Annotated in this window: 23 protein-coding genes; 2 read left to right on the top strand and 21 right to left on the bottom strand. The window is 48.7% G+C overall.

Translation table 11 applies throughout. From position 1 onward, the window contains the following. Positions 1 to 2: 2 nt before the first annotated feature. The 9 genes from LPA26_RS04195 to gltX form a co-directional block, all read right to left on the bottom strand. On the bottom strand, positions 3 to 590 hold the full coding sequence (locus LPA26_RS04195) for a flavoprotein (RefSeq protein ID WP_229007448.1): 588 nt from the start codon (positions 588 to 590) through the stop codon (positions 3 to 5). A gap of 16 nt (positions 591 to 606) precedes the next feature. Continuing rightward, positions 607 to 1,941: an adenylosuccinate synthase gene (locus LPA26_RS04200; RefSeq protein ID WP_055825285.1), complete on the bottom strand. Its 1,335-nt coding sequence runs from the start codon at positions 1,939 to 1,941 to the stop codon at positions 607 to 609. 54 nt (positions 1,942 to 1,995) lie between these two features. Beyond that, on the bottom strand, positions 1,996 to 3,150 hold the full coding sequence (locus tag LPA26_RS04205) for an ATP phosphoribosyltransferase regulatory subunit (protein ID WP_229007449.1): 1,155 nt from the start codon (positions 3,148 to 3,150) through the stop codon (positions 1,996 to 1,998). Between the two features lie 129 nt (positions 3,151 to 3,279). Next, a complete protein-coding gene (locus LPA26_RS04210; RefSeq protein ID WP_229007450.1) occupies positions 3,280 to 3,459 on the bottom strand; it encodes a DUF2065 domain-containing protein in 180 nt (59 codons plus the stop codon). Positions 3,460 to 3,483: 24 nt separating this feature from the next. Further along, positions 3,484 to 4,353 carry a protease modulator HflC gene (hflC, locus tag LPA26_RS04215; RefSeq protein ID WP_055866709.1) on the bottom strand — a complete coding sequence of 290 codons (870 nt, stop codon included), beginning with the start codon at positions 4,351 to 4,353 and terminating at the stop codon, positions 3,484 to 3,486. Between the two features lie 22 nt (positions 4,354 to 4,375). After that, positions 4,376 to 5,566, bottom strand: a complete 1,191-nt coding sequence (hflK, locus tag LPA26_RS04220; RefSeq protein ID WP_229007451.1) for an FtsH protease activity modulator HflK — start codon at positions 5,564 to 5,566, stop codon at positions 4,376 to 4,378. 26 nt (positions 5,567 to 5,592) lie between these two features. Then, positions 5,593 to 6,720 carry a GTPase HflX gene (gene hflX / locus LPA26_RS04225; protein WP_229007452.1) on the bottom strand — a complete coding sequence of 376 codons (1,128 nt, stop codon included), beginning with the start codon at positions 6,718 to 6,720 and terminating at the stop codon, positions 5,593 to 5,595. 3 nt (positions 6,721 to 6,723) lie between these two features. Continuing rightward, complete coding sequence (hfq, locus tag LPA26_RS04230) at positions 6,724 to 6,966, bottom strand: RNA chaperone Hfq (protein WP_055825305.1); 243 nt, start codon at positions 6,964 to 6,966, stop codon at positions 6,724 to 6,726. A 113-nt stretch (positions 6,967 to 7,079) separates the two neighbouring features. Next, entirely contained in the window at positions 7,080 to 8,486 is a 1,407-nt protein-coding gene (gltX, locus tag LPA26_RS04235; protein ID WP_229007453.1) for a glutamate--tRNA ligase, read from the bottom strand. A 116-nt stretch (positions 8,487 to 8,602) separates the two neighbouring features. On the opposite strand from gltX, the gene LPA26_RS04240 reads away from it, so the two are divergent. After that, positions 8,603 to 8,944, top strand: a complete 342-nt coding sequence (locus tag LPA26_RS04240; RefSeq protein ID WP_229007454.1) for a hypothetical protein — start codon at positions 8,603 to 8,605, stop codon at positions 8,942 to 8,944. A 114-nt stretch (positions 8,945 to 9,058) separates the two neighbouring features. On the opposite strand, the gene rimO is transcribed toward LPA26_RS04240, so the two are convergent. The 6 genes from rimO to rluD form a co-directional block, all read right to left on the bottom strand. Beyond that, on the bottom strand, positions 9,059 to 10,393 hold the full coding sequence (gene rimO, locus LPA26_RS04245; protein ID WP_229007455.1) for a 30S ribosomal protein S12 methylthiotransferase RimO: 1,335 nt from the start codon (positions 10,391 to 10,393) through the stop codon (positions 9,059 to 9,061). A 12-nt stretch (positions 10,394 to 10,405) separates the two neighbouring features. Next, positions 10,406 to 11,338 (bottom strand): ZIP family metal transporter, encoded by a 933-nt coding sequence (locus LPA26_RS04250; RefSeq protein WP_055825314.1) that lies wholly within the window; start codon positions 11,336 to 11,338, stop codon positions 10,406 to 10,408. Between the two features lie 91 nt (positions 11,339 to 11,429). Next, positions 11,430 to 11,849, bottom strand: coding sequence for a hypothetical protein (locus tag LPA26_RS04255; protein ID WP_055866726.1), 420 nt, complete (start codon positions 11,847 to 11,849; stop codon positions 11,430 to 11,432). A gap of 4 nt (positions 11,850 to 11,853) precedes the next feature. Beyond that, a complete protein-coding gene (locus tag LPA26_RS04260; RefSeq protein ID WP_055825320.1) occupies positions 11,854 to 12,507 on the bottom strand; it encodes an HAD family hydrolase in 654 nt (217 codons plus the stop codon). A 75-nt stretch (positions 12,508 to 12,582) separates the two neighbouring features. Beyond that, positions 12,583 to 13,314 (bottom strand): peptidoglycan editing factor PgeF, encoded by a 732-nt coding sequence (gene pgeF, locus LPA26_RS04265; RefSeq protein WP_229007456.1) that lies wholly within the window; start codon positions 13,312 to 13,314, stop codon positions 12,583 to 12,585. Continuing rightward, the gene (rluD, locus tag LPA26_RS04270) at positions 13,304 to 14,434 is read right to left on the bottom strand and encodes a 23S rRNA pseudouridine(1911/1915/1917) synthase RluD (RefSeq protein ID WP_055866731.1); all 1,131 of its coding nucleotides are present in this window, start codon (positions 14,432 to 14,434) and stop codon (positions 13,304 to 13,306) included. Before rluD ends, pgeF begins: the two co-directional genes overlap by 11 nt. A 47-nt stretch (positions 14,435 to 14,481) precedes the next feature. Here rluD and LPA26_RS04275 point away from each other — a divergent pair, with 47 nt between their 5' ends. Further along, positions 14,482 to 15,318: an outer membrane protein assembly factor BamD gene (locus tag LPA26_RS04275; protein ID WP_055825328.1), complete on the top strand. Its 837-nt coding sequence runs from the start codon at positions 14,482 to 14,484 to the stop codon at positions 15,316 to 15,318. A gap of 69 nt (positions 15,319 to 15,387) precedes the next feature. Here the strand turns inward: LPA26_RS04275 and LPA26_RS04280 are convergent, their stop codons facing one another. The 6 genes from LPA26_RS04280 to LPA26_RS04305 form a co-directional block, all read right to left on the bottom strand. After that, positions 15,388 to 15,795, bottom strand: coding sequence for a hypothetical protein (locus LPA26_RS04280; RefSeq protein ID WP_229007457.1), 408 nt, complete (start codon positions 15,793 to 15,795; stop codon positions 15,388 to 15,390). Between the two features lie 48 nt (positions 15,796 to 15,843). Next, positions 15,844 to 16,170 carry a YnfA family protein gene (locus LPA26_RS04285; RefSeq protein WP_229007458.1) on the bottom strand — a complete coding sequence of 109 codons (327 nt, stop codon included), beginning with the start codon at positions 16,168 to 16,170 and terminating at the stop codon, positions 15,844 to 15,846. A gap of 3 nt (positions 16,171 to 16,173) precedes the next feature. Further along, a complete protein-coding gene (locus LPA26_RS04290) occupies positions 16,174 to 16,614 on the bottom strand; it encodes a thioesterase family protein (protein ID WP_229007459.1) in 441 nt (146 codons plus the stop codon). A gap of 5 nt (positions 16,615 to 16,619) precedes the next feature. Beyond that, the gene (locus tag LPA26_RS04295; protein ID WP_229007460.1) at positions 16,620 to 17,822 is read right to left on the bottom strand and encodes a PQQ-dependent sugar dehydrogenase; all 1,203 of its coding nucleotides are present in this window, start codon (positions 17,820 to 17,822) and stop codon (positions 16,620 to 16,622) included. A 192-nt stretch (positions 17,823 to 18,014) separates the two neighbouring features. Continuing rightward, entirely contained in the window at positions 18,015 to 18,239 is a 225-nt protein-coding gene (locus LPA26_RS04300; RefSeq protein WP_055866742.1) for a hypothetical protein, read from the bottom strand. A gap of 133 nt (positions 18,240 to 18,372) precedes the next feature. Continuing rightward, positions 18,373 to 18,804, bottom strand: a complete 432-nt coding sequence (locus LPA26_RS04305; RefSeq protein ID WP_229007461.1) for an EamA family transporter — start codon at positions 18,802 to 18,804, stop codon at positions 18,373 to 18,375.

Here is an 18,804-nt window from a genome sequence, read left to right on the forward strand (position 1 = left end):
GTCTACTCAGCCAGGTGATCAGCTACCTGTACACCTGCGTGCAAATGTAAATCATGGTGCGTTGCCAGGCGTTGCATGATGGTGGATTGCAAATCAGCCATATCTTCCACCACGGCAGTATCAGCGAATGTCTTCAGTTTAGCCACATTTTCCAGGTCTATCTGGCGTGGGTAGACTTTAACGACATTATCTCGTGGCGCTTCAGATTCGAGTTCCGGCGCCGTATCGCAGGCGAACACAATACTAGGCACTCTGGTCTTGCCTGCCTGGGCAAATAAGTTTGTGACCAGGCTATCTGAAAAGCCATAAGCCATTTTCGCGATGGTGTTGGAGGTCGCCGGAGAAATCACCAGCGTGTGATAAACGCCTTCATAAAAGCGCTCAACCGGGATACTGCTGGCGGTTTTATCCTGATACACCTTATGGCCAGCCGCATCCAGTTGCGCCTGGAAACCGTATTGCTTGATAATTTCAGCAGCAGCGCGACTCAGGTAGATATCCACATCCTGTAAGGTATGCAAAATATGCAAGGACTCCCGCAGGTAATGGCCGGAACCGGTAATTGCCCAAGCCAATCGTTGTGCGCGCATCGCTAAAATCCCTTAATCAGGCAAAAGGATGTTGCAAAACGATGGTTTCATCGCGCTCTGGGCCGGTTGAAACAATGGCGATAGGCACGCCGCATAACGCTTCAAGCCGTTTCAGGTAATGCTGGGCATTTTTCGGCAAGCCTTCCCAGGTTTTAACGCCAAAAGTAGTTTCAGTCCAGCCCGGTACTGTTTCGTAAATCGGCACACAACCTGCCACATCATCCGCGCCGACCGGCAACATATCAACCACTTTGCCATCCAGTGTGTATCCGGTACAAATATCCAGTGACTCAATCCCATCCAGTACGTCTAGTTTGGTGATGCATAAACCAGTCAAGCCATTGATACGGGCAGAACGACGCAGTGCTGCGGCATCAAACCAGCCACAACGACGTTTACGACGTGTCACCGTGCCAATCTCTTGGCCAACGGTAGACATCTGGTAACCGGGTACACCTTCGGTCTCGATATCCAGTTCGCTCGGGAAAGGACCTCCACCAACGCGGGTGGTATAAGCCTTGGTGATGCCCAATACATAATGCAACATATTGGCGCCAACGCCGGTACCGGCTGAAGCCTGACCAGCGATACAGTTGCTGGAGGTGACATACGGATAAGTACCATGATCGATATCCAGCAACGTGCCTTGCGCACCTTCAAATAACAGATGCTCGCCGCGTGCATTCGCTTCATACAAAGCGGCAGAAACATCAGCTACCATCGGTTTTAACACGGATGCATGCTGCATACTGGCATCGTATTGCTGCTGGAAATCCACGGCAGCTGCGCCCAGATACTTGGTTAACACAAAGTTATGGTAATCCATCACTTCCCGTAGCTTCTCTGCAAAGCGTTCAGGGTGGAACAAGTCATACACACGTAACGCACGGCGTGCGACTTTATCTTCATAGGCAGGGCCTATGCCTTTGCCTGTGGTACCGATTTTCTTATCGGCGCTGCGCTTGGCTTCGCGCGCAAGATCCACAGCTACGTGGTGGGACAAAATTAACGGGCAACCAGGGCTGACTTTCAGGCGGCTTTTAACATCTAACCCGCCCTGCTCCAACGTGGCAATCTCGTGCAATAAATGCGTAGTGTCCAGCACCACGCCATTACCGATATAACAATTAACACCCTCACGCACAATGCCTGAAGGTACCAGGTTTAGTTTGTAAACTTTTTGCGCATCACCCTGGCCGACGACCAAAGTATGACCCGCATTATGACCACCCTGGAAACGCACCACACCTTGTGCGTGATCGGTCAGCCAGTCAACAATTTTACCCTTACCTTCGTCGCCCCACTGGGTACCAATAACAACGACGTTTTTTGCTTGCCTTGATTGTGTCATGTTCAATAATTATCTTGTCAAAAACGAAAATGGGTTGCCAATTTAAAAACAGTTTTAAATCGCAACGACCTGCCAGCGACCATCTACTTTTTCCAAAGTACGGTCACATGCCAATTCAGAGTAATCCAGCAGCGCATCTGGCAAAGCCTCAACCACGATCTGGCCTTGCGCACGCAGGGTTTCAACGACTGTTGCCAGTTCGCCATCACTGGATGCAGGCGCAAGAATACCTTTGTTTAAAATAGCCGGACCCAATGCCTGCAAAGCTCCGCGCAAATCCAGGCTAAAGCCAGTTGCGGGACGCGCACGGCCAAAAGCAGCGCCGACTTCATCGTAGCGTCCACCCAGGGCAATCGGGCCGGCATATTCTTTAGCATAAGCAGCAAACACCATTCCATTGTGGTAGTGATAGCCACGCAATTCGCTCAGATCTATGGTGACTGTCACTTCAATATTGCTTAATGCAGCAGCGACGGTAGCCATTTCATGCAAGGCCTGTTCAATTTCAGGAGAATCCGGCAAGACATCCCTCGCCTGCTCAAGTACTTCTATACCGCCGCTTAACTGGGTCAAAGCCACAAAAGCTTTGCGTGACTTTTCGGATAGATTTGTAATTAATTCTTTTACGCGGGAGACGTCTTTGGCTTGTAATGCGATTTGCAATTCACGCTCTTGCTGAGTCCCCAGCTGCGCCATATGTGACAAGCTGGCAAAAATAGCCACGTGACTGAGATCAACAAACAGGGTACGCATGCCTAGCAACTGTAATGCTTTTACCATCAACCGCTGGACTTCGATATCGCTTTCAATACCAGCATGGCCGTAGATTTCCGCGCCCAGTTGCAATGGTTCACGCGTACGTGCAAGACCATCCGGCTTGGTACGCAAAACGGTACCGGCATAACACAGGCGGGAAACCCCTTGATGGTTCAGCATATGCGCATCAATGCGGGCAGCTTGTGGCGTGGTATCCGCGCGCAAACCCATTAAGCGACCGGTGAGTTGGTCCACTACCTTAAAAGTAGCGATATCAAGATCATGCCCTGTGCCAGTTAATAACGACTCCACATATTCCATCATCGGGGGCATCACATACTGATAGCCATGAACACGGAATAAATCCAAGACTTGACGACGGTAGGATTCAAGACGCGCAGCTTCAGCTGGTAACACGTCTTCAATATATTCTGGAAGTAACCAATTATGCATCCCATTATTATACCTGCAAACCCCTGCCTAAGACATGGCTTTAGTAATGGAAATGGCTTGTAATCACGAGAGGCGAATATAAAAAAGGCACGCTGATTAAGCGTGCCTTCATATATTTCAAGTCTGCGATCAGCGATTAAGCCATAAAATCAGTAGCCCAACTAACGCTGAAATAAATCCCATAAAACGAATCTGTCCGTCTCTCAGTTGCAGGAGTTTCTCAAAGGTTTGCCGCCATGCCTGGGTAAATATTAATGGCATTAAACCTTCAATCAACAATACGCCACCAATCAGCCACCACCACTTCATAAAATGATTTTGCAGATAGCCTGATTATTTTTTACCGGAATTACGCATGTATTTAAAGAAGTCTGAACTCTGGTCGATCACCATTACGTCAGATTTACTTTTGAAGCTGTTTTTGTAAGCTTCCTGGCTACGGTAAAACGCGTAGAACTCAGGGTTTTTGCCATATGCCTGCGCATAAACCTCAGCCGCTTTGGCATCGCCCTCGCCTTTTACTTTTTGTGCCTCACGGTAGGCTTCTGCAATAATGACTTCACGCTGCCTGTCTGCATCAGCACGGATTTTCTCGGCTGCCGCAGAACCTTGCGAACGCAATTCGTTAGCTACAGATTTACGTTCGGCTTCCATTCGCTGGTAGACAGACTCGCTGACTTCTTTAGTCAGGTCAACGCGGCGCAAACGCACATCCAGAATCTGAATGCCCATCTGGCGGCTTTCCTTGTCAGCGCGTTCACGCAGAATATTCATGATCGTGGCACGTTCGCCAGAAACTACGTCGTGGATATTACGTTTACCAATTTCCGCACGTAAACCATCGTTGACCATTTGCGAAATACGACGCTCAGCCTGTACTTCTTCACCTCGCACAGAAACATAGTATTTTGCCGGATCAATAATGCGCCACTTGATGAAAGAATCCACCAGCACGTTTTTCTTCTCGCTGGTAATAAAGCGGTCTGGCTCTTCCCAGTTCAGGGTGAGGATACGTTTATCGTAATAACGTATATTTTCCACCATCGGCATCTTGAAGTAGAGGCCAGGCTCCTTTTTGACCGATACGATTTCACCCAAACGGAACACCAAGGCAAACTCACGCTGATCTACGGTATACGCTGATGAAGTAATTACTACCAGCAATACAAATACCCCGATTAACACACTTCCAATATTTCTCATGTTCTTTTTCCTTCAGGGCAAACTAGCGATATTCACGATCACGGCTACGCATGGCATCGCGCGTGCGATCCAGAACACCGGCATCAGATGATTGTGAGGATTCTTGCGCCGGCTTTTCAGCTGCTGGTGCAGCGTTACTACCGCCCCCGGCCCCGCTTGCGCCCATCAATTTATCCAACGGCAAATAAAGCAGGCTGTTGCCGCCTTTTTGGTCCACCAAAACTTTGCTGGTATTGGCCAGGATATGTTCTTGCGCATCGATATACAAACGTTGACGCGTCACTTCCGGCGCCTTGTTGTACTGGGTCAAAATCTGCTCAAAGCGGTCGGCATTACCTTTGGCTTCATTTTCTACACGTAATTTATAACCAGAAGCTTCTTCAGACAAACGTGCTGCCGTTCCTCGCGCTTTAGGGATGACATCATTGGCGTAAGCCTGACCTTCATTCTTTTGGCGCTCAAGGTCTTGCTTGGCTTTCACTGCATCATCAAACGCAGCCTGTACCTGCTCGGGTGGCTGCGCATTTTGCATGGTGACATTCACCACGTGCACGCCGGATTTGTACCTATCCAGCATTTCCTGCATCAGCTTTTTCGCTTTGGCGGCAACTTCGTCACGGCCTTCATATAGGACGAAATCCATTTTGCTTTTACCGGCGATCTCGCGAATAGCTGTCTCGGCAATGCCGCGTACGCTTTCTTCAGTCGAACGATTGCTAAACTGGAAATCCTCTACAGATTTGAGGTTGTATTGAACGGCCACCTGCAGGTCAATAATGTTTTCATCATCGGTCAGCATCAAAGACTCGCGCGGCTCTTTACTACGGCCAGACTCACCTTCAAATGAACGATAGCCCAATTCGATGGTGCGCACTTGCTCGAGGTTTACATTTTCAACCGTTTCAATCGGGAAAGGCAGATGCCAGCGCGGCCCAGGCGTAGTCGTTTCTACATGTTTGCCAAAGCGCAACACTACACCACGTGAACCCTGATCCACTATGTAAAAGCCTGAACCCAGCCAAATCAATGCCACCAAACCTAAAATAGGTGCAATTGGCAAAGGCTGTGGCGCAGGTGAGTTACCCTTAGGGCCACCCTGCCCGCCCTTACCACCGAACATACGATTCAGCTTTTGATTCAAATCTTTGAAAACCTCGTCCAGATCGGGCGGGCCCTCGTTATTCTTATTCCAAAAGCCTGGAAACTTTCTCATTCTCTACTCCGTGTTTTATTTTCCGGTTAAACGTAAGCACGCTCTTCCGTGCTCAGTTTCTTCAGATGTTGCTGATGTTCCAGCAATGCCTGACGTAAATCCTCGATACCAGTACCATCCATGGCTGAGACGCGTACTGTCCTGATATTACCATACTCGTCGCGGTCGATTCCCGGTGACATACCCATGCGATCAATCTGGTTCAGCACTACAATTTGCGTCACTTGCGAGGCACCAATCTCGTTCAGGACGATATTCACTTGCTCGATTTGTGTGTCGCGATTAGGGCTGGCGACGTCCACAATATGCAGCAATAAATCTGCCTGTGAAGCTTCTTCAAGCGTGGCACCAAAGGCTTCGATCAGCGTGGTGGGTAAATGTTTGATGAAACCAACCGTGTCAGAAAGCACGACGGGATATCCTTCCGGCAAATGCATTTTGCGCGAAGTCGTGTCCAGTGTTGCAAATAGCTGGTCTGCTGCGTAAACACCAGAATGTGTCAGCCGATTGAACAAGGTGGATTTACCGGCGTTGGTGTAGCCAACCAGTGAAACCGTCATCAGGTTGGAACGCTTACGCGCACGACGCTGCATTCCACGCTGCTGTTTGAGTTTTTCTAGCCTTTCACGCAACTGTTTGACACGCACCCGCAACATGCGCCTGTCCAGCTCAAGCTGCGTTTCACCAGGGCCGCCGCGTACACCGATACCACCCTTTTGACGCTCAAGGTGGGTCCAGCCGCGTACAAGCCTGGTCGATAAATGCTCTAACTGCGCCAGTTCCACCTGTAACTTACCTTCATGCGATTGCGCACGCTGGGCGAAAATATCAAGAATCAGCCCGGTACGGTCAACCACACGGGCTTCCAGAAACTTTTCAAGGTTGCGTTGTTGCGATGGGCTGAGGTCGTGATTAAACGCAGCCACTTTACTTTCGTATGCGGCCATTAATGCTTTGAGTTCATCCGCTTTGCCCGACCCGATAAAAAACTTAGGGTCTGGCGACTGGCGTTTGCCTTCAAGCGTAGCAGAAATATTTAATCCGGCAGTACCGGCAAGGTGGCGGAGCTCTTGTAAACTTTCTTCGTAATCAGCATCACCAAAGTTGACACTGACCAGAACGACAGCATCTCCGCCGCTAGGTCTATCAAACATGCATTAAGATTCTTGTGCGGGCTCGTGTGACCCCAGGCTAACTGGACGGGCTGGTACGATGGTAGAGATAGCGTGCTTGTATACCATCTGGGTAACCGTGTTTTTCAGCAAAATAACATACTGATCAAACGAATCGACCTGGCCTTGTAATTTAATACCGTTTACGAGATAAATAGACACTTGTACGTGCTCTTTTCTTAAAGCATTCAGAAAAGGGTCCTGCAGCATTTGGCCTTTATTATTCATCGAGTTGCTCCTTCTTTGTTTTAATCATATATTGGAGTTTTTATTATGTAGAACACCAATCCCTATCAGTGACTATGATTGTACCAATTTGTTCCAATTTCAATGCTTCTGCTTTATTTTTTTGGGAATAAAGCGCGAATGCGTTGTAAACAGGTTTCTTTGCCTAGAATCGACATCACCTGATCAATACTAGGCGACTGTGCAATCCCGATTAAAGCCACCCGCAATGGCATGGCCAATTTGGGGAATTTAATCTGTTGCTCAGTGACGACCTGATTCAGGCCATCGTGTAATTTATCGGCAGTCCAGTCGGAATCTTTAACTTTTTCCAGAAAACTTTCAATGTAAGCAGCTGTTTCAGGCTGGATATGCTTGCTTGCATCCGCATCATTGATCGCTGGCATTTGGTAAAAGAAGAAGATCTCCTGTGCCAACTGATTCAGGTTATTCGTTCGTTCACGGTATAAACTGAGTACTGCCATTAAATCCGGCGATTGAGTCTCGCTGACACCCAACTTAGTCAACCGTGGCTTCACTTCAGCAGCAATCTGTTCCAAAGGTAAAGTTTTAATGTAATGCGCATTTAACCAGTTTAGTTTTTCGGTATTAAATTGCGCGGCTGACGCTGTGATATGGTCAAGATCAAACCACTGGCAAAACTGTGCCATATCAAATACTTCATCGTCGCCATGTGACCAGCCCAAACGCGCAAGGTAATTCAATACCGCTTCGCGCAAATAACCATCTTCATGGTATTGCATCACGCTGACGGCACCATGGCGTTTTGAGAGTTTTTGACCATCATCACCCAGAATCATGGACAAATGGGCATATTGTGGAACCTGCGCACCCAATGCCTGCAACATATTGATCTGGCGTGGAGTGTTATTCACGTGATCATCGCCACGGATTACCTGCGTCACGCCCATTTCCCAGTCATCGACTACCACACAAAAATTGTAAGTAGGCGTACCGTCGCCCCTGGCAATAATCAGGTCATCCAGTTCAGCATTAGCGATCTCTATGCGACCTTTGACCAAATCATCCCAGGCCACCACACCCTCTTGCGGGTTTTTAAAACGCACGACTGGCGGCACATCTTTTGGCGGCTCAGGCAATACTTTGCCTGGTTCAGGACGCCAGCGGCCATCGTAACGCGGCTTCAAGCCCTGCTGCATCTGGCTTTCACGCAGGGCATCCAGCTCCTCCTTGCTGCTGTAACAATAATAAGCATGGCCTGCATCCAGCATTTTCTGAATCATGGCCTTGTACGTATCCATGCGTTGCATCTGGTAGTAAGGGCCTTCATCATGATCCAGCTGCAGCCAGGCCATGCCATCCAGAATCGCCTGCACAGCTTCAGGTGTAGAGCGCGCAACATCCGTATCTTCGATCCGCAGGATAAACTGGCCGCCATGGCGTTTGGCATAGGCCCAGGAAAATAATGCGGTACGTGCACCACCAATATGCAGGTAGCCGGTTGGGCTGGGTGCGAAACGGGTTTTAACAGCTTGTTGCATGATGACTCTCTAAATACTTAAGCGGGCTATTTTATCATGCTGGCGCAGCTCATGCTGTGCCACAAACCTGGATTACTCAGATTGAAGCGCCGAAGCAAACGGGTTATCATGCGCTCATGATGCAGTCTATTTCTTCCAGCGGTGAGATTCATGTCGGCGAGCTTTATGGCAAACCCGCCATGTCTGGTCAAACCAGTGTGATTTATCATGTGATTGCCGTGCACAAGCAAGGCATCACCTTGCAAAATATGGATAACCCATTGAGCCAGTTTGAAACCACGGAACATAAGCTGCTGCAGTCAGGTTATGTCAGGCTAAGCCAGACGCCTTATGTGAACCTGGCACAAACGAATAAAAGTAAAAATATCCAATCCAAACTGAAACGCTGCCCTTTTACACTGGATATTTTTGCTGATCGGGCTGATTGCGAACGGCCTCAATTCAGCCAACCTGCATAATTTAAATAAAATTCTAACAAACTCCATCGCATTACTGGATTTAAGTCACGGCGCTAACCCGTACTCAAACAAAAAATGCCGCAATTTGCGGCATTTTTTATTCTATTCAATTCATTAAAACTCGGGTGGCGCACCTATCAGGTCATGCCCTTGTGCATCGACAATTTGCACATCGACAAAATCACCCGGGCTAATACCCTCAGCGTCCTGCAGGTAAACAATACCGTCAATTTCCGGCGCATCCGCTTTGGTGCGCGCAATGGCAATCACGTTGCCATCATCATCTTCAGTCAGTTCATCCACCAGCACAGTTTGCAGGCTACCCACTTTCGCTGCCACTTTGGCAGCACTGATACGTTCCTGCACTTCCATAAAGCGGCTCAGGCGTTCTTTTTTGATTTCTTCCGGCACCTGAAAATCCAGTGCATTGGCGGTTGCGCCATCCACTGCGGAATAGGCAAAGCAACCGACGCGGTCCAGTTGTGCTTCTTCCATAAAGTCGAGCAGCATTTTAAAGTCATCTTCAGTTTCGCCAGGGAAGCCAACAATAAACGTACTGCGAATAGCAATCTCAGGGCAGGTTTCGCGCCAGGCTTTGATACGGGCCAGATTGTTTTCGCTACTGGCGGGGCGCTTCATCGCTTTAAGAATACGAGGGCTTGCATGCTGTAACGGCACATCCAGGTAAGGCAGAATCGAGCCTTCTGCCATCAACGGAATCACTTCGTCCACATGCGGGTACGGGTACACATAATGCAAGCGTATCCACACACCCAACTCACCCAGTGCCTTGCTCAACGCCGTCATATGCGTTTTAACCGGCCTGCCGTTCCAGAAACCGCTACGGAATTTCATATCGACGCCGTACGCAGAAGTATCTTGCGAAATCACCAGGATTTCCGACACACCGGCATTGACCAGGTTTTCCGCTTCGTTCATCACATCGCCAATCGGGCGGCTGACCAGGTCACCACGCATGCTTGGAATAATGCAGAAGCTGCAACGATGGTTACAACCTTCAGAAATTTTCAGGTAAGCATAATGCTTGGGTGTCAGGCGCACGCCTTGTGGCGGCACAAGATCAGTGTAAGGATCATGCGGCTTGGGTAAATGGGTGTGCACATGCCCCATCACCTCTTCCAGCGCATGCGGACCGGTGACTGCGAGTACGCTCGGGTGCGCGCCGGTAACGACGTCTTTTTTTGCCCCCAGGCAACCGGTTACGATCACCTTGCCGTTTTTATTCAACGCTTCACCAATGGCATCCAGGGATTCCTGCACGGCGGAATCGATAAATCCGCATGTATTCACCACCACTAAATCGGATTGTTCATAACTGTTGCTAATCTGGTAACCCTCAGCGCGCAGCTGGGTCAATATACGCTCAGAGTCAGAGCCAGCCTTGGGGCAGCCCAGTGAAACAAAACCTACTTTAGGCATAGTCTGCATAAATTAAACCTTTTAACCTTCCACCAGGAACTTGGTAACCGCGACCGAAGCGACGCCTAATGTAATCAATAATAACTGTAATAACGTATCGCGCAAGGCGGTACGTTTGTGTAATCCGGGAATCAAATCTGCCACCGCCACGTACAACATGCTGGAAGCCGCCAGACTCAAAATGTAAGGCACCCAGTGCTCAACCATGGAAAGTCCAGCATAAGCGATTAAACCGCCAGCCAGTGTTGCCAGGCTGGAGCCGATATTAAACAGGAATGCTTTGCGCTTACTGTAGCCGGAATGCAGCAGAATCAGGAAATCCCCTACCTCTTGCGGAATCTCGTGCGCAATAATCGCAAGCGCAGTGACCAGACCCACCTGCATATCCACCATAAATGCAGCGCAGATCAATACGCCATCAACAAAGTTATGAAAGGTATCGCCTATCATAATCATCATGCCGCTACGGCCCTGATCGTGATGGTGGTGATGACCTAACACCTGTGACGATTCGGGTAGCACCGGCCTGAATTTGATAGCCCCTTGCGGAGGTTTTACTTTGTGTTCCTTGCCTGACCCTGAAGAGAGCTCCGGACAATGAGCTTCATCGTGCATGGCATGCATTTCGCAATGCTCGCCATGACAGTGGCGCCAAAGCACCAGTTTTTCCAGCGCAAAAAACAGCAAAATCCCAAACAGCATGGTGGCAGTCATCGCCTCTATATTCGGGCTGGTTTCAATCGCGTGAGGTAATATTTCCAGGAATACTGCCGCCAGCAAGGCACCGATAGCATAGCTGACCAGTAAAGGTACCCAATGTTTTCTGGCATTCAGTGCAAACACCGCCGCAATCGACACACTTAAAACGCCACCCGCCAGGCAAGCCAGAATCAGGCCAGTCAGTGGGGAAATGGTCGCTAGCACCGCGGTTAATGATGTCGGGAAATTAATCATGCATAGTTTGTGGAAATGAGGCGCGCATTATACGTGAGTTATGGCAAAAATGAGCATAAACAATTAGTTATCCTCTATGCAGGCTTTCAAATCAGATGAATTGCGCAATCACGTAACCAATCACAATCCCTAACATTAAGGCCACGGTTAAGCCGCGGTAAGTCAGCACATCTTTTGAATAGCCACGCCGGATAGCTATAAACGAAACCAGATAGCCTAGTGCATTCAACAACCAGATAAAACCAAAGCTTAATACTTTGACGATGATGGGACCAATCACCGGTAACAAACCGATTAATCCGACTATCCACACAAATGCGCCAGAAACAAAGCCTACCAGCAATGCCACGCCGGCCAGCATTTTGACATCCCACTGATGTTGCAGGCCCCAGTAAAGAAAACCAACCGTCAATATGGTGACTGGCAACATGACTTTCCAGTCTTGCCATCGCCATGAAGCTGCACTGTCTACAGGTTTGGCCGAAGGACGTCGAAGTCTGTTCTTGACCATGACCCTATCCTTTTAAGTCGGCAATGGTGGTTGCCAGTGCATCCACTTGCGAACAGCGGTGCCAATGCGGTTTTTTTTGTGAGGCATCTGCGGCATACCCCCAGGTCACAAGCACAAAATCCATATTGTGCGCATCTGCGGCCAGACCATCTTCCAGCCGGTCGCCGATATACAGGCATTCCTCAATCGGCAATGCCAGGTCCTGCACAATCCGGCCAACCATATCCGCTTTGCGACTAAGTGCAGGCTGAAAATAATCCAGGGCATACACTCCCTGGAAAAACTGATCCCACTGCAAATGCCTGACAATTTTTTCGGTTGGAAATAATCGCTTATTGGTGGCGATGTATAACTTGTAGCCAGCCTGATGCAGTTGCTGCAACATCTCTGCCACACCATCAAACACAACCGATTTCAGGTAGCCGCTTGAATCATAGTGTTCTTTAAACACCTTTGCCAGTGATTGCAATAATGCATCATCGTCTTGCCCGGAAAGCAATTGAAGGCTTTCAATCAGTGGCGGGCCAATCACATCATTGCTTAATGGCATTTTTAAAGGCGTCGCTGTGCTTTTGAATGCATGGGCATAGCCTTCCAGGATACTGGGGGCAGAATCGATCAAAGTGCCGTCCAGATCAAAAATCAGGTGTTTTTTCATGAGGTACTTTATCTAAAAAAGTCGCATTGCTACGATTTGTATTGCGAATAATGGCTATGTGGCAAAGCTGGGGGATTATTCCAGCCAGATGAAAGTCGCCATGCGTCCGGTATCTCCATCGCGCCTGAAGCTAAAGAAAGATTCAGGTTCAGTATAGGTGCATCTTCCGCCACCATAAATACGGGTAATTCCTGAACTCTGCAAGCGTTGCCTGGCGATGGTATACAAATCACCCAGCCATTTATTGCCATGAGGACGGAATGCAGCTTCTGCTTGCGCGTCATGCAATATAAACTGTTGCCGCACTTCACCGCCGACTTCAAAGGCTTCCGGACCAATTGCAGGGCCTAGCCATGCCATTAAATGACTTGCCTCACCTGGCATCACTTCAACGGCAGCTTCAATGACACCATCACAAAGACTGCGCCAGCCGGCATGAATGGCGGCAACGACAGTGCCAGCTTTATCACAAAGCAACACCGGCAGACAATCTGCGGTCATTGTCACGCAAACGACTTCTTTGCGCGTTGAAAAACTGGCATCAGCAGTTTCAAGGCAACTCGAAGTGCTGGCATCAATTACGCGTATGCCATGCACCTGCTGCAGCCAGACCGGTTCCGTCGGTAAAAACGGGCTTAATGACTGGCGGTTGTGCGCCACGTGTAATGGATTATCTTTAACATGATCACCCAGGTTCAGGCTGGCATAGCTGCCAGTGCTGATACCCCCTGCCCGCGTCGTTTGTAACGCTTTAACGTTCGCAGGCGCAGGCCAATCAGGAATGATAAATTCGGGTTTATGCATCATCCTCGTCCGCTATCAGCGCTTCATCATCCCACTCTTCACTATCTTCCAGGTCGTCCTCAAGATCTTCATCGCCCCAGTCTTCATCATCGTCACCAATAAACAATCCGTTTTCGTCAACATTGAGGTCAACTGGTGATAAGGGTTCATCTGGCACTTCGGTGGCACGCATGGCCTCGAGCAAAGCACGCATATCATCCGCCAGCTCAATTTGCCACTCCATGTGTTCATTGGTTACCGGATGCGTCAGGCCCAGTTTAATGGCATGCAGGGCCTGGCGTTTGAAATCACCAATCACCGCACGCAATTCTGTGGACATCATTTTATGCGGGATGATATTGCCGATGCCGTACAAGGGATCGCCCACCATGGGCGCTTTTAAATGCTGTAAATGCACGCGGATCTGGTGCGTGCGCCCGGTTTCTAGATTGCAGCGCAGATAGGTATTGGTCCCAAAACGTTCCAATACCTGGTAATGCGTCACAGCAGACTTACCGCGGCGTATCACCGCCATCTTGACGCGCTGGTGTGGATGGCGCCCGATGGGCTGATCTACCTTACCGTTGCGCCAGAGCTGGCCCCAGACAATCGCACGGTATTCACGCTTGACCGTATGCGCCTGTAACTGGCGCACCAGGCTGGTTTGCGCCTCTAGTGTTTTCGCCACTACCAGCAAGCCGCTGGTATCTTTATCCAGCCGGTGCACAATACCAGCACGTGGCACCTCTTTAAGTTGCGGCCGGTGGAACAGCAAAGCATTCAGTAAGGTGCCGCTCCAGTTCCCTGCAGCAGGATGCACCACCAGGCCGGCAGGCTTGTTGATCACGATCAGGGCATCATCTTCATAGACGATATCCAGCGGAATATCTTCGGGTTCAAATGCGTTGTCTTGCGCATTCACTGGTGGCGTGACGGTAATGTTCTCGCCACCCCATACTTTGGTTTTGGCGGTAGGCGCTTTGCCATCGAGCAATACCAGGCCCTCTTTGATCCAGCCTTGTAACCGGCTACGTGAATGGTCAGGCAGCATTTGCTGCAACACCAGATCCAGCCGCTGCCCACCAAGGTTGGTAGGCACGACCAGCTGTAAGGAAGCGCTTTCTTTCATATTTTCAAACGGCATCAGTTATAATGCCCTGAGTTTCCTTATATATAACGATATTGAACAACATGCTTCGCATTTTACCGCTTAACGCCCTGCTCACGCGTGCTTTTATTTTCATCGCCGCGCTTACCTTAAGCGCTTGCGCTATTTTTGGTGATCCCAATCCGCTTGATGAAACAAAAGGCTGGCCTGAGCAACGCCTGTACGCTGCCGGCCAAGAAAAAATGGTGGATAAAAACTACGATAAGGCGATCGAGTACTTCCAAAAGCTGGAAGCGCGTTATCCGCACGGTGCTTATGCCACCCAGGCGCAACTTGAAGTGGCCTATGCTTATTACAAGAAAAGCGAACCGGTGTTATGCCTTTCTGCCGTTGACCGCTTTATCAAACTGCACCCGAACCACCCTAACCTCGACTATGCCTATTACCTGAAAGGCCTGGCCACCTTTAACGAACGCGGCGTTATCGAAAAATACACCAAACAGGAAATCAATGATCGCGACCCGAAAACATTGCGCGTGTCATTCAATGCGTTTAAGGAACTGGTCGAACGCTTTCCCAATAGCCGCTATGTGAAAGATGCCACGCAGCGTATGATTTTCCTGGTCAATACACTGGCTATGCATGAGATGCACGTAGCCCGTTATTACATGCAACGTAAAGCGTATGTCGCAGCGGTGAACCGCACCAAATATGTATTGGAAACCTATCCTAACTCAAGTGCTGTTGAAGAAGCACTGGTAACGATGATCAGCGCTTACGACGCTATGGGCCTCGATGACCTTAAAGAGGACACCTTGCGTGTACTCAAAACAAACTATCCGGAAAATCCTATGATTACCGGAAAAATCAACGAAGACGAAAAAGTCTGGTGGAAATTCTGGGAAAGCCTGTACCAGTAATTTTGATTAAAGTCTCGCCGGATACCGAAAAGCGCCAATCTTATGGCGCTTTTTTTGTTTGGTAGTGACTCAAACCTTTTTATGGGTGTTGGTCTTTGCTACCAGTGCATCCATCGCGAAAGCTTCCAGCTCAAAAGGATTGTCATAATAAATATGCCGCCCTCTCAACCCCTGCCAAAGTCCCGCTAACAAATAAGCCGGGATAAACAGAATCCCCCAACGTTCAGCCTGCCGCACATGTACATGTTCATGCGGACGTAGTTGCTCAAGTCTTGCGGCTGAGAAACCCAATATTACATGCCCAAGCGTCATCGCCGCGAATCCGCGACGCATCATCCAGTATGCGAACCTGCCGCCATGCACCTCGACTACACCATGTGCAAGACGTGCTTTTGCGCCAAATAACATCCAGACTCCTGCAGCCAGCATCCCGATCAGCGTGGTGGGTAACGTCCATAAAAGAATAAGTAAGCGCAAAATTTATTATCTTAAATATAACTAGCAGCCTGGTAGAGAAAATTGACTTCAGAGTTGTCTTGGTGAAAACATAATGATAGCCATTCCCAACATTGCCACACCGGCGCCGACTATATCCCACCCGGTCGGACGTATACCTTCTACCAGCCACAGCCAGATGATTGCCACGCCAATATAAACACCACCATAAGCCGCGTAGATACGTCCAGCTGCCGCAGGATGCAATGTCAGCAGCCACGCAAACACAGCCAGGCTGATGGCTGCAGGCACCAGCAACCACATGCTTTTCCCTTCTTTCAACCAGAGATAAGGCAGATAGCATCCTACAATTTCAGCCACTGCGGTCAGTGCAAACAACAAAAACGTTTTAATCAACTTTTATGCCTTATTGGTTTGTTGCAGCAAAGCTTTCTTGGCTGCAACTTTCGCATCAAATTTGTCTTTGAGAACCACGAAACGCTCATGGGTGCCTGTAGCAATCAGGTCAATGTCATCGTGCGCTTCAACCTTGAATACTAATTTTCGATCATTTATTTCGATGAGCTCAACAGTAGCAGTGACGGTTAATCCAGGTGGCGTAGGCGACTGATGACTGACATTGATATGCGTGCCCACAGTTTGCTCATGTGGCTGATCAAGATAAGGCTGTATCGCCTTGATACATGCCCATTCCAGAAAGCCAACCATAAAACCTGTTGCAAACACTTCCGGCATCACCTGAAACTCTTCGGATTCCGGGTATAACGCCGGAACAGTTTTTGAAACAGGTACCAGGAACTGGTGCTGATATCTCAGGCCAGGTTGCAGCGCAGCATCCATAAAAATTACTCCTGCTCTGAAATAAGCAATTGATTATGGTCAGTTTTCAGGTAAAAAGTGCCATTAGCATCAATCTGGATGGCTCGTATTCGGTAATCACTTAATACCGGCTCTGCATATACTAGCGTCGTGCCTTCACGGCGAACGCGGTACAAAGTGGTATTCCCCATACCGGCGACAAAAAAATCGTTATCCCAGAAATCGTTGCGACCGGTTTTCGGATATTTTGCGAGTGGGCCGATCCCAATCGAAGGCACAAATGTCATCAGCGGCTTCTCATGTCCCTCGTGGCTATTAAATTTGTTGCCGTAGTAGCCACTCATGCCATCACGCTCATAAATCGTGCCATAGCTGACTATTGGCCAGCCGTAGTTTTTGCCACGCTTAATCAGGTTGATCTCATCCCCACCACGCGGACCGTGATCGGTTAACCACAACTCATTACTTTCCCTGTCGTAAAACAGGCCGCCTGAAGGTGAGCGGAAACCGGTGGCATATACTTCTGTATTCAAACGCTGCAAGTCAATACGCATGACTTTACCAAGAGAAGTAGTTTTGTCCTGCACGCGGTCAGGTTTGGAAAAATCACCTATGCTTAAGTACAAGGTACGTTCATTTTCCCCCAACACCAGCTTGCCCCCCACCTGGTGACCGAGAATCGGTTCTTTAATGGCTGGTCGGCTGATATAAATCTCGCGGTCAAAGCTAACCTCGCTATTTTCAACATCCACCGCAAACTCGCTCACTGCCAGGCGCACACCGTTGGTTACTTCATCCCAGGCCGTATAGGCGACATAGAGGGTTTTGCCAATCAGCAGTGAGTCTTTGACGCCAGAAAGCTCTTTGCAATAAACGAGTTGCTTGCTGCTGCTCTCATCTGCCGAAGTATCACCGCCAGGTATAAATTTTGCCAATTGCTTGCCGGGCTTAACCAGCTCCATGGTTTCATTCTGGCGAACAAAATATACATCACCACACTTGCTGATAAACAAAAATAAATGTTTATCCAGGCGCTCAAACGGTCCACTTGGATATTGGTCTTCAAAAGGGAGCTTATAAATTTTTAGGGGTTGTGTGCCAAACACCGAGCTGATTCTTGGCGGCTCAGGCTCTTTGTTAGCATCTTTATCCGCTTGCGCAGCTTCACTGCCGGATAGCAGTAATCTTGGCACCACATCATCAGCAGCCTGTACATTCGGTGCAAGCATATTCCAGCTGAGTATTAGCCAACAGAGGGTAAATAATGTGGATTTTAAAAGTGGTCGGATTAACAATCGATGAGGTTGATAAAGCAAAACAAGGTTCTCCATTCTTATACTTACATACGAGTCGCAAGTACAGAAAAAAGTTTATAAAACGATTATATAAATTTTAAATTTATTATATAAATCAATAATATATTATTTTTTATTCATCCAATTTGTAATCATTATTTTCAGTAATAATGCAGCAATCATCACTAACCATGCCACTAGTGTCAGTTTAATAAATGCTGCAAAAGTATCCTGCTGGCAAACTTCACCCAATAGGGGGTTAACAGTATCACAGCCAAAAGCCACTACCGCAAATGCAAAACCTGGCCCAAGGTGCAAAATGGCCAGGCCGTAAATCAATCCACGTAACATATGTATTCCATGACAACGTTACCATTAATTCCAGTTATCAATTTTGACATCGGCGCAAACTTTTGCTTGTGGGGCTGTGATGCCTACTCTATGAAAAATATCTGCAATACCGTCTACCAAGACACTCAACAGCTTAACGTTTAAACGCCAGCACCAGTACCCCCATAGCTACCAACGCGACACCTAGCCACTCTCGCGCAGAAAGGCGTTCGCCCAAGAACAGGAAGGCAAATAACGCGACCAGCACCAGGCTGAATTTATCGACTGGCGCCACTTTCGAAGCTTCGCCCAATTGCAGCGCGCGAAAGTAACATATCCAGGAGGCTCCTGTCGCGACAGCGGATAAGCCTATGAATAATAATGAGCGCGCCGGCATGGTGAACGGATTGCTCCATTTACCTGCAAACCAGACGAAGGGTGCAAGCACGGCGGTGATGACCAGCGTGCGGATCAAAGTAGCGAAATCAGAATCAACGCCGGTGATACCGATTTTAGCAAAAATAGCTGTGAGGGCCGCAAAGCAGGCTGAAAGTGCTGCCCAGAAAAACCAGTCATTGATCATCAC

Source organism: Methylophilus sp. Leaf408 (assembly GCF_916856905.1).
Lineage (GTDB): Bacteria > Pseudomonadota > Gammaproteobacteria > Burkholderiales > Methylophilaceae > Methylophilus.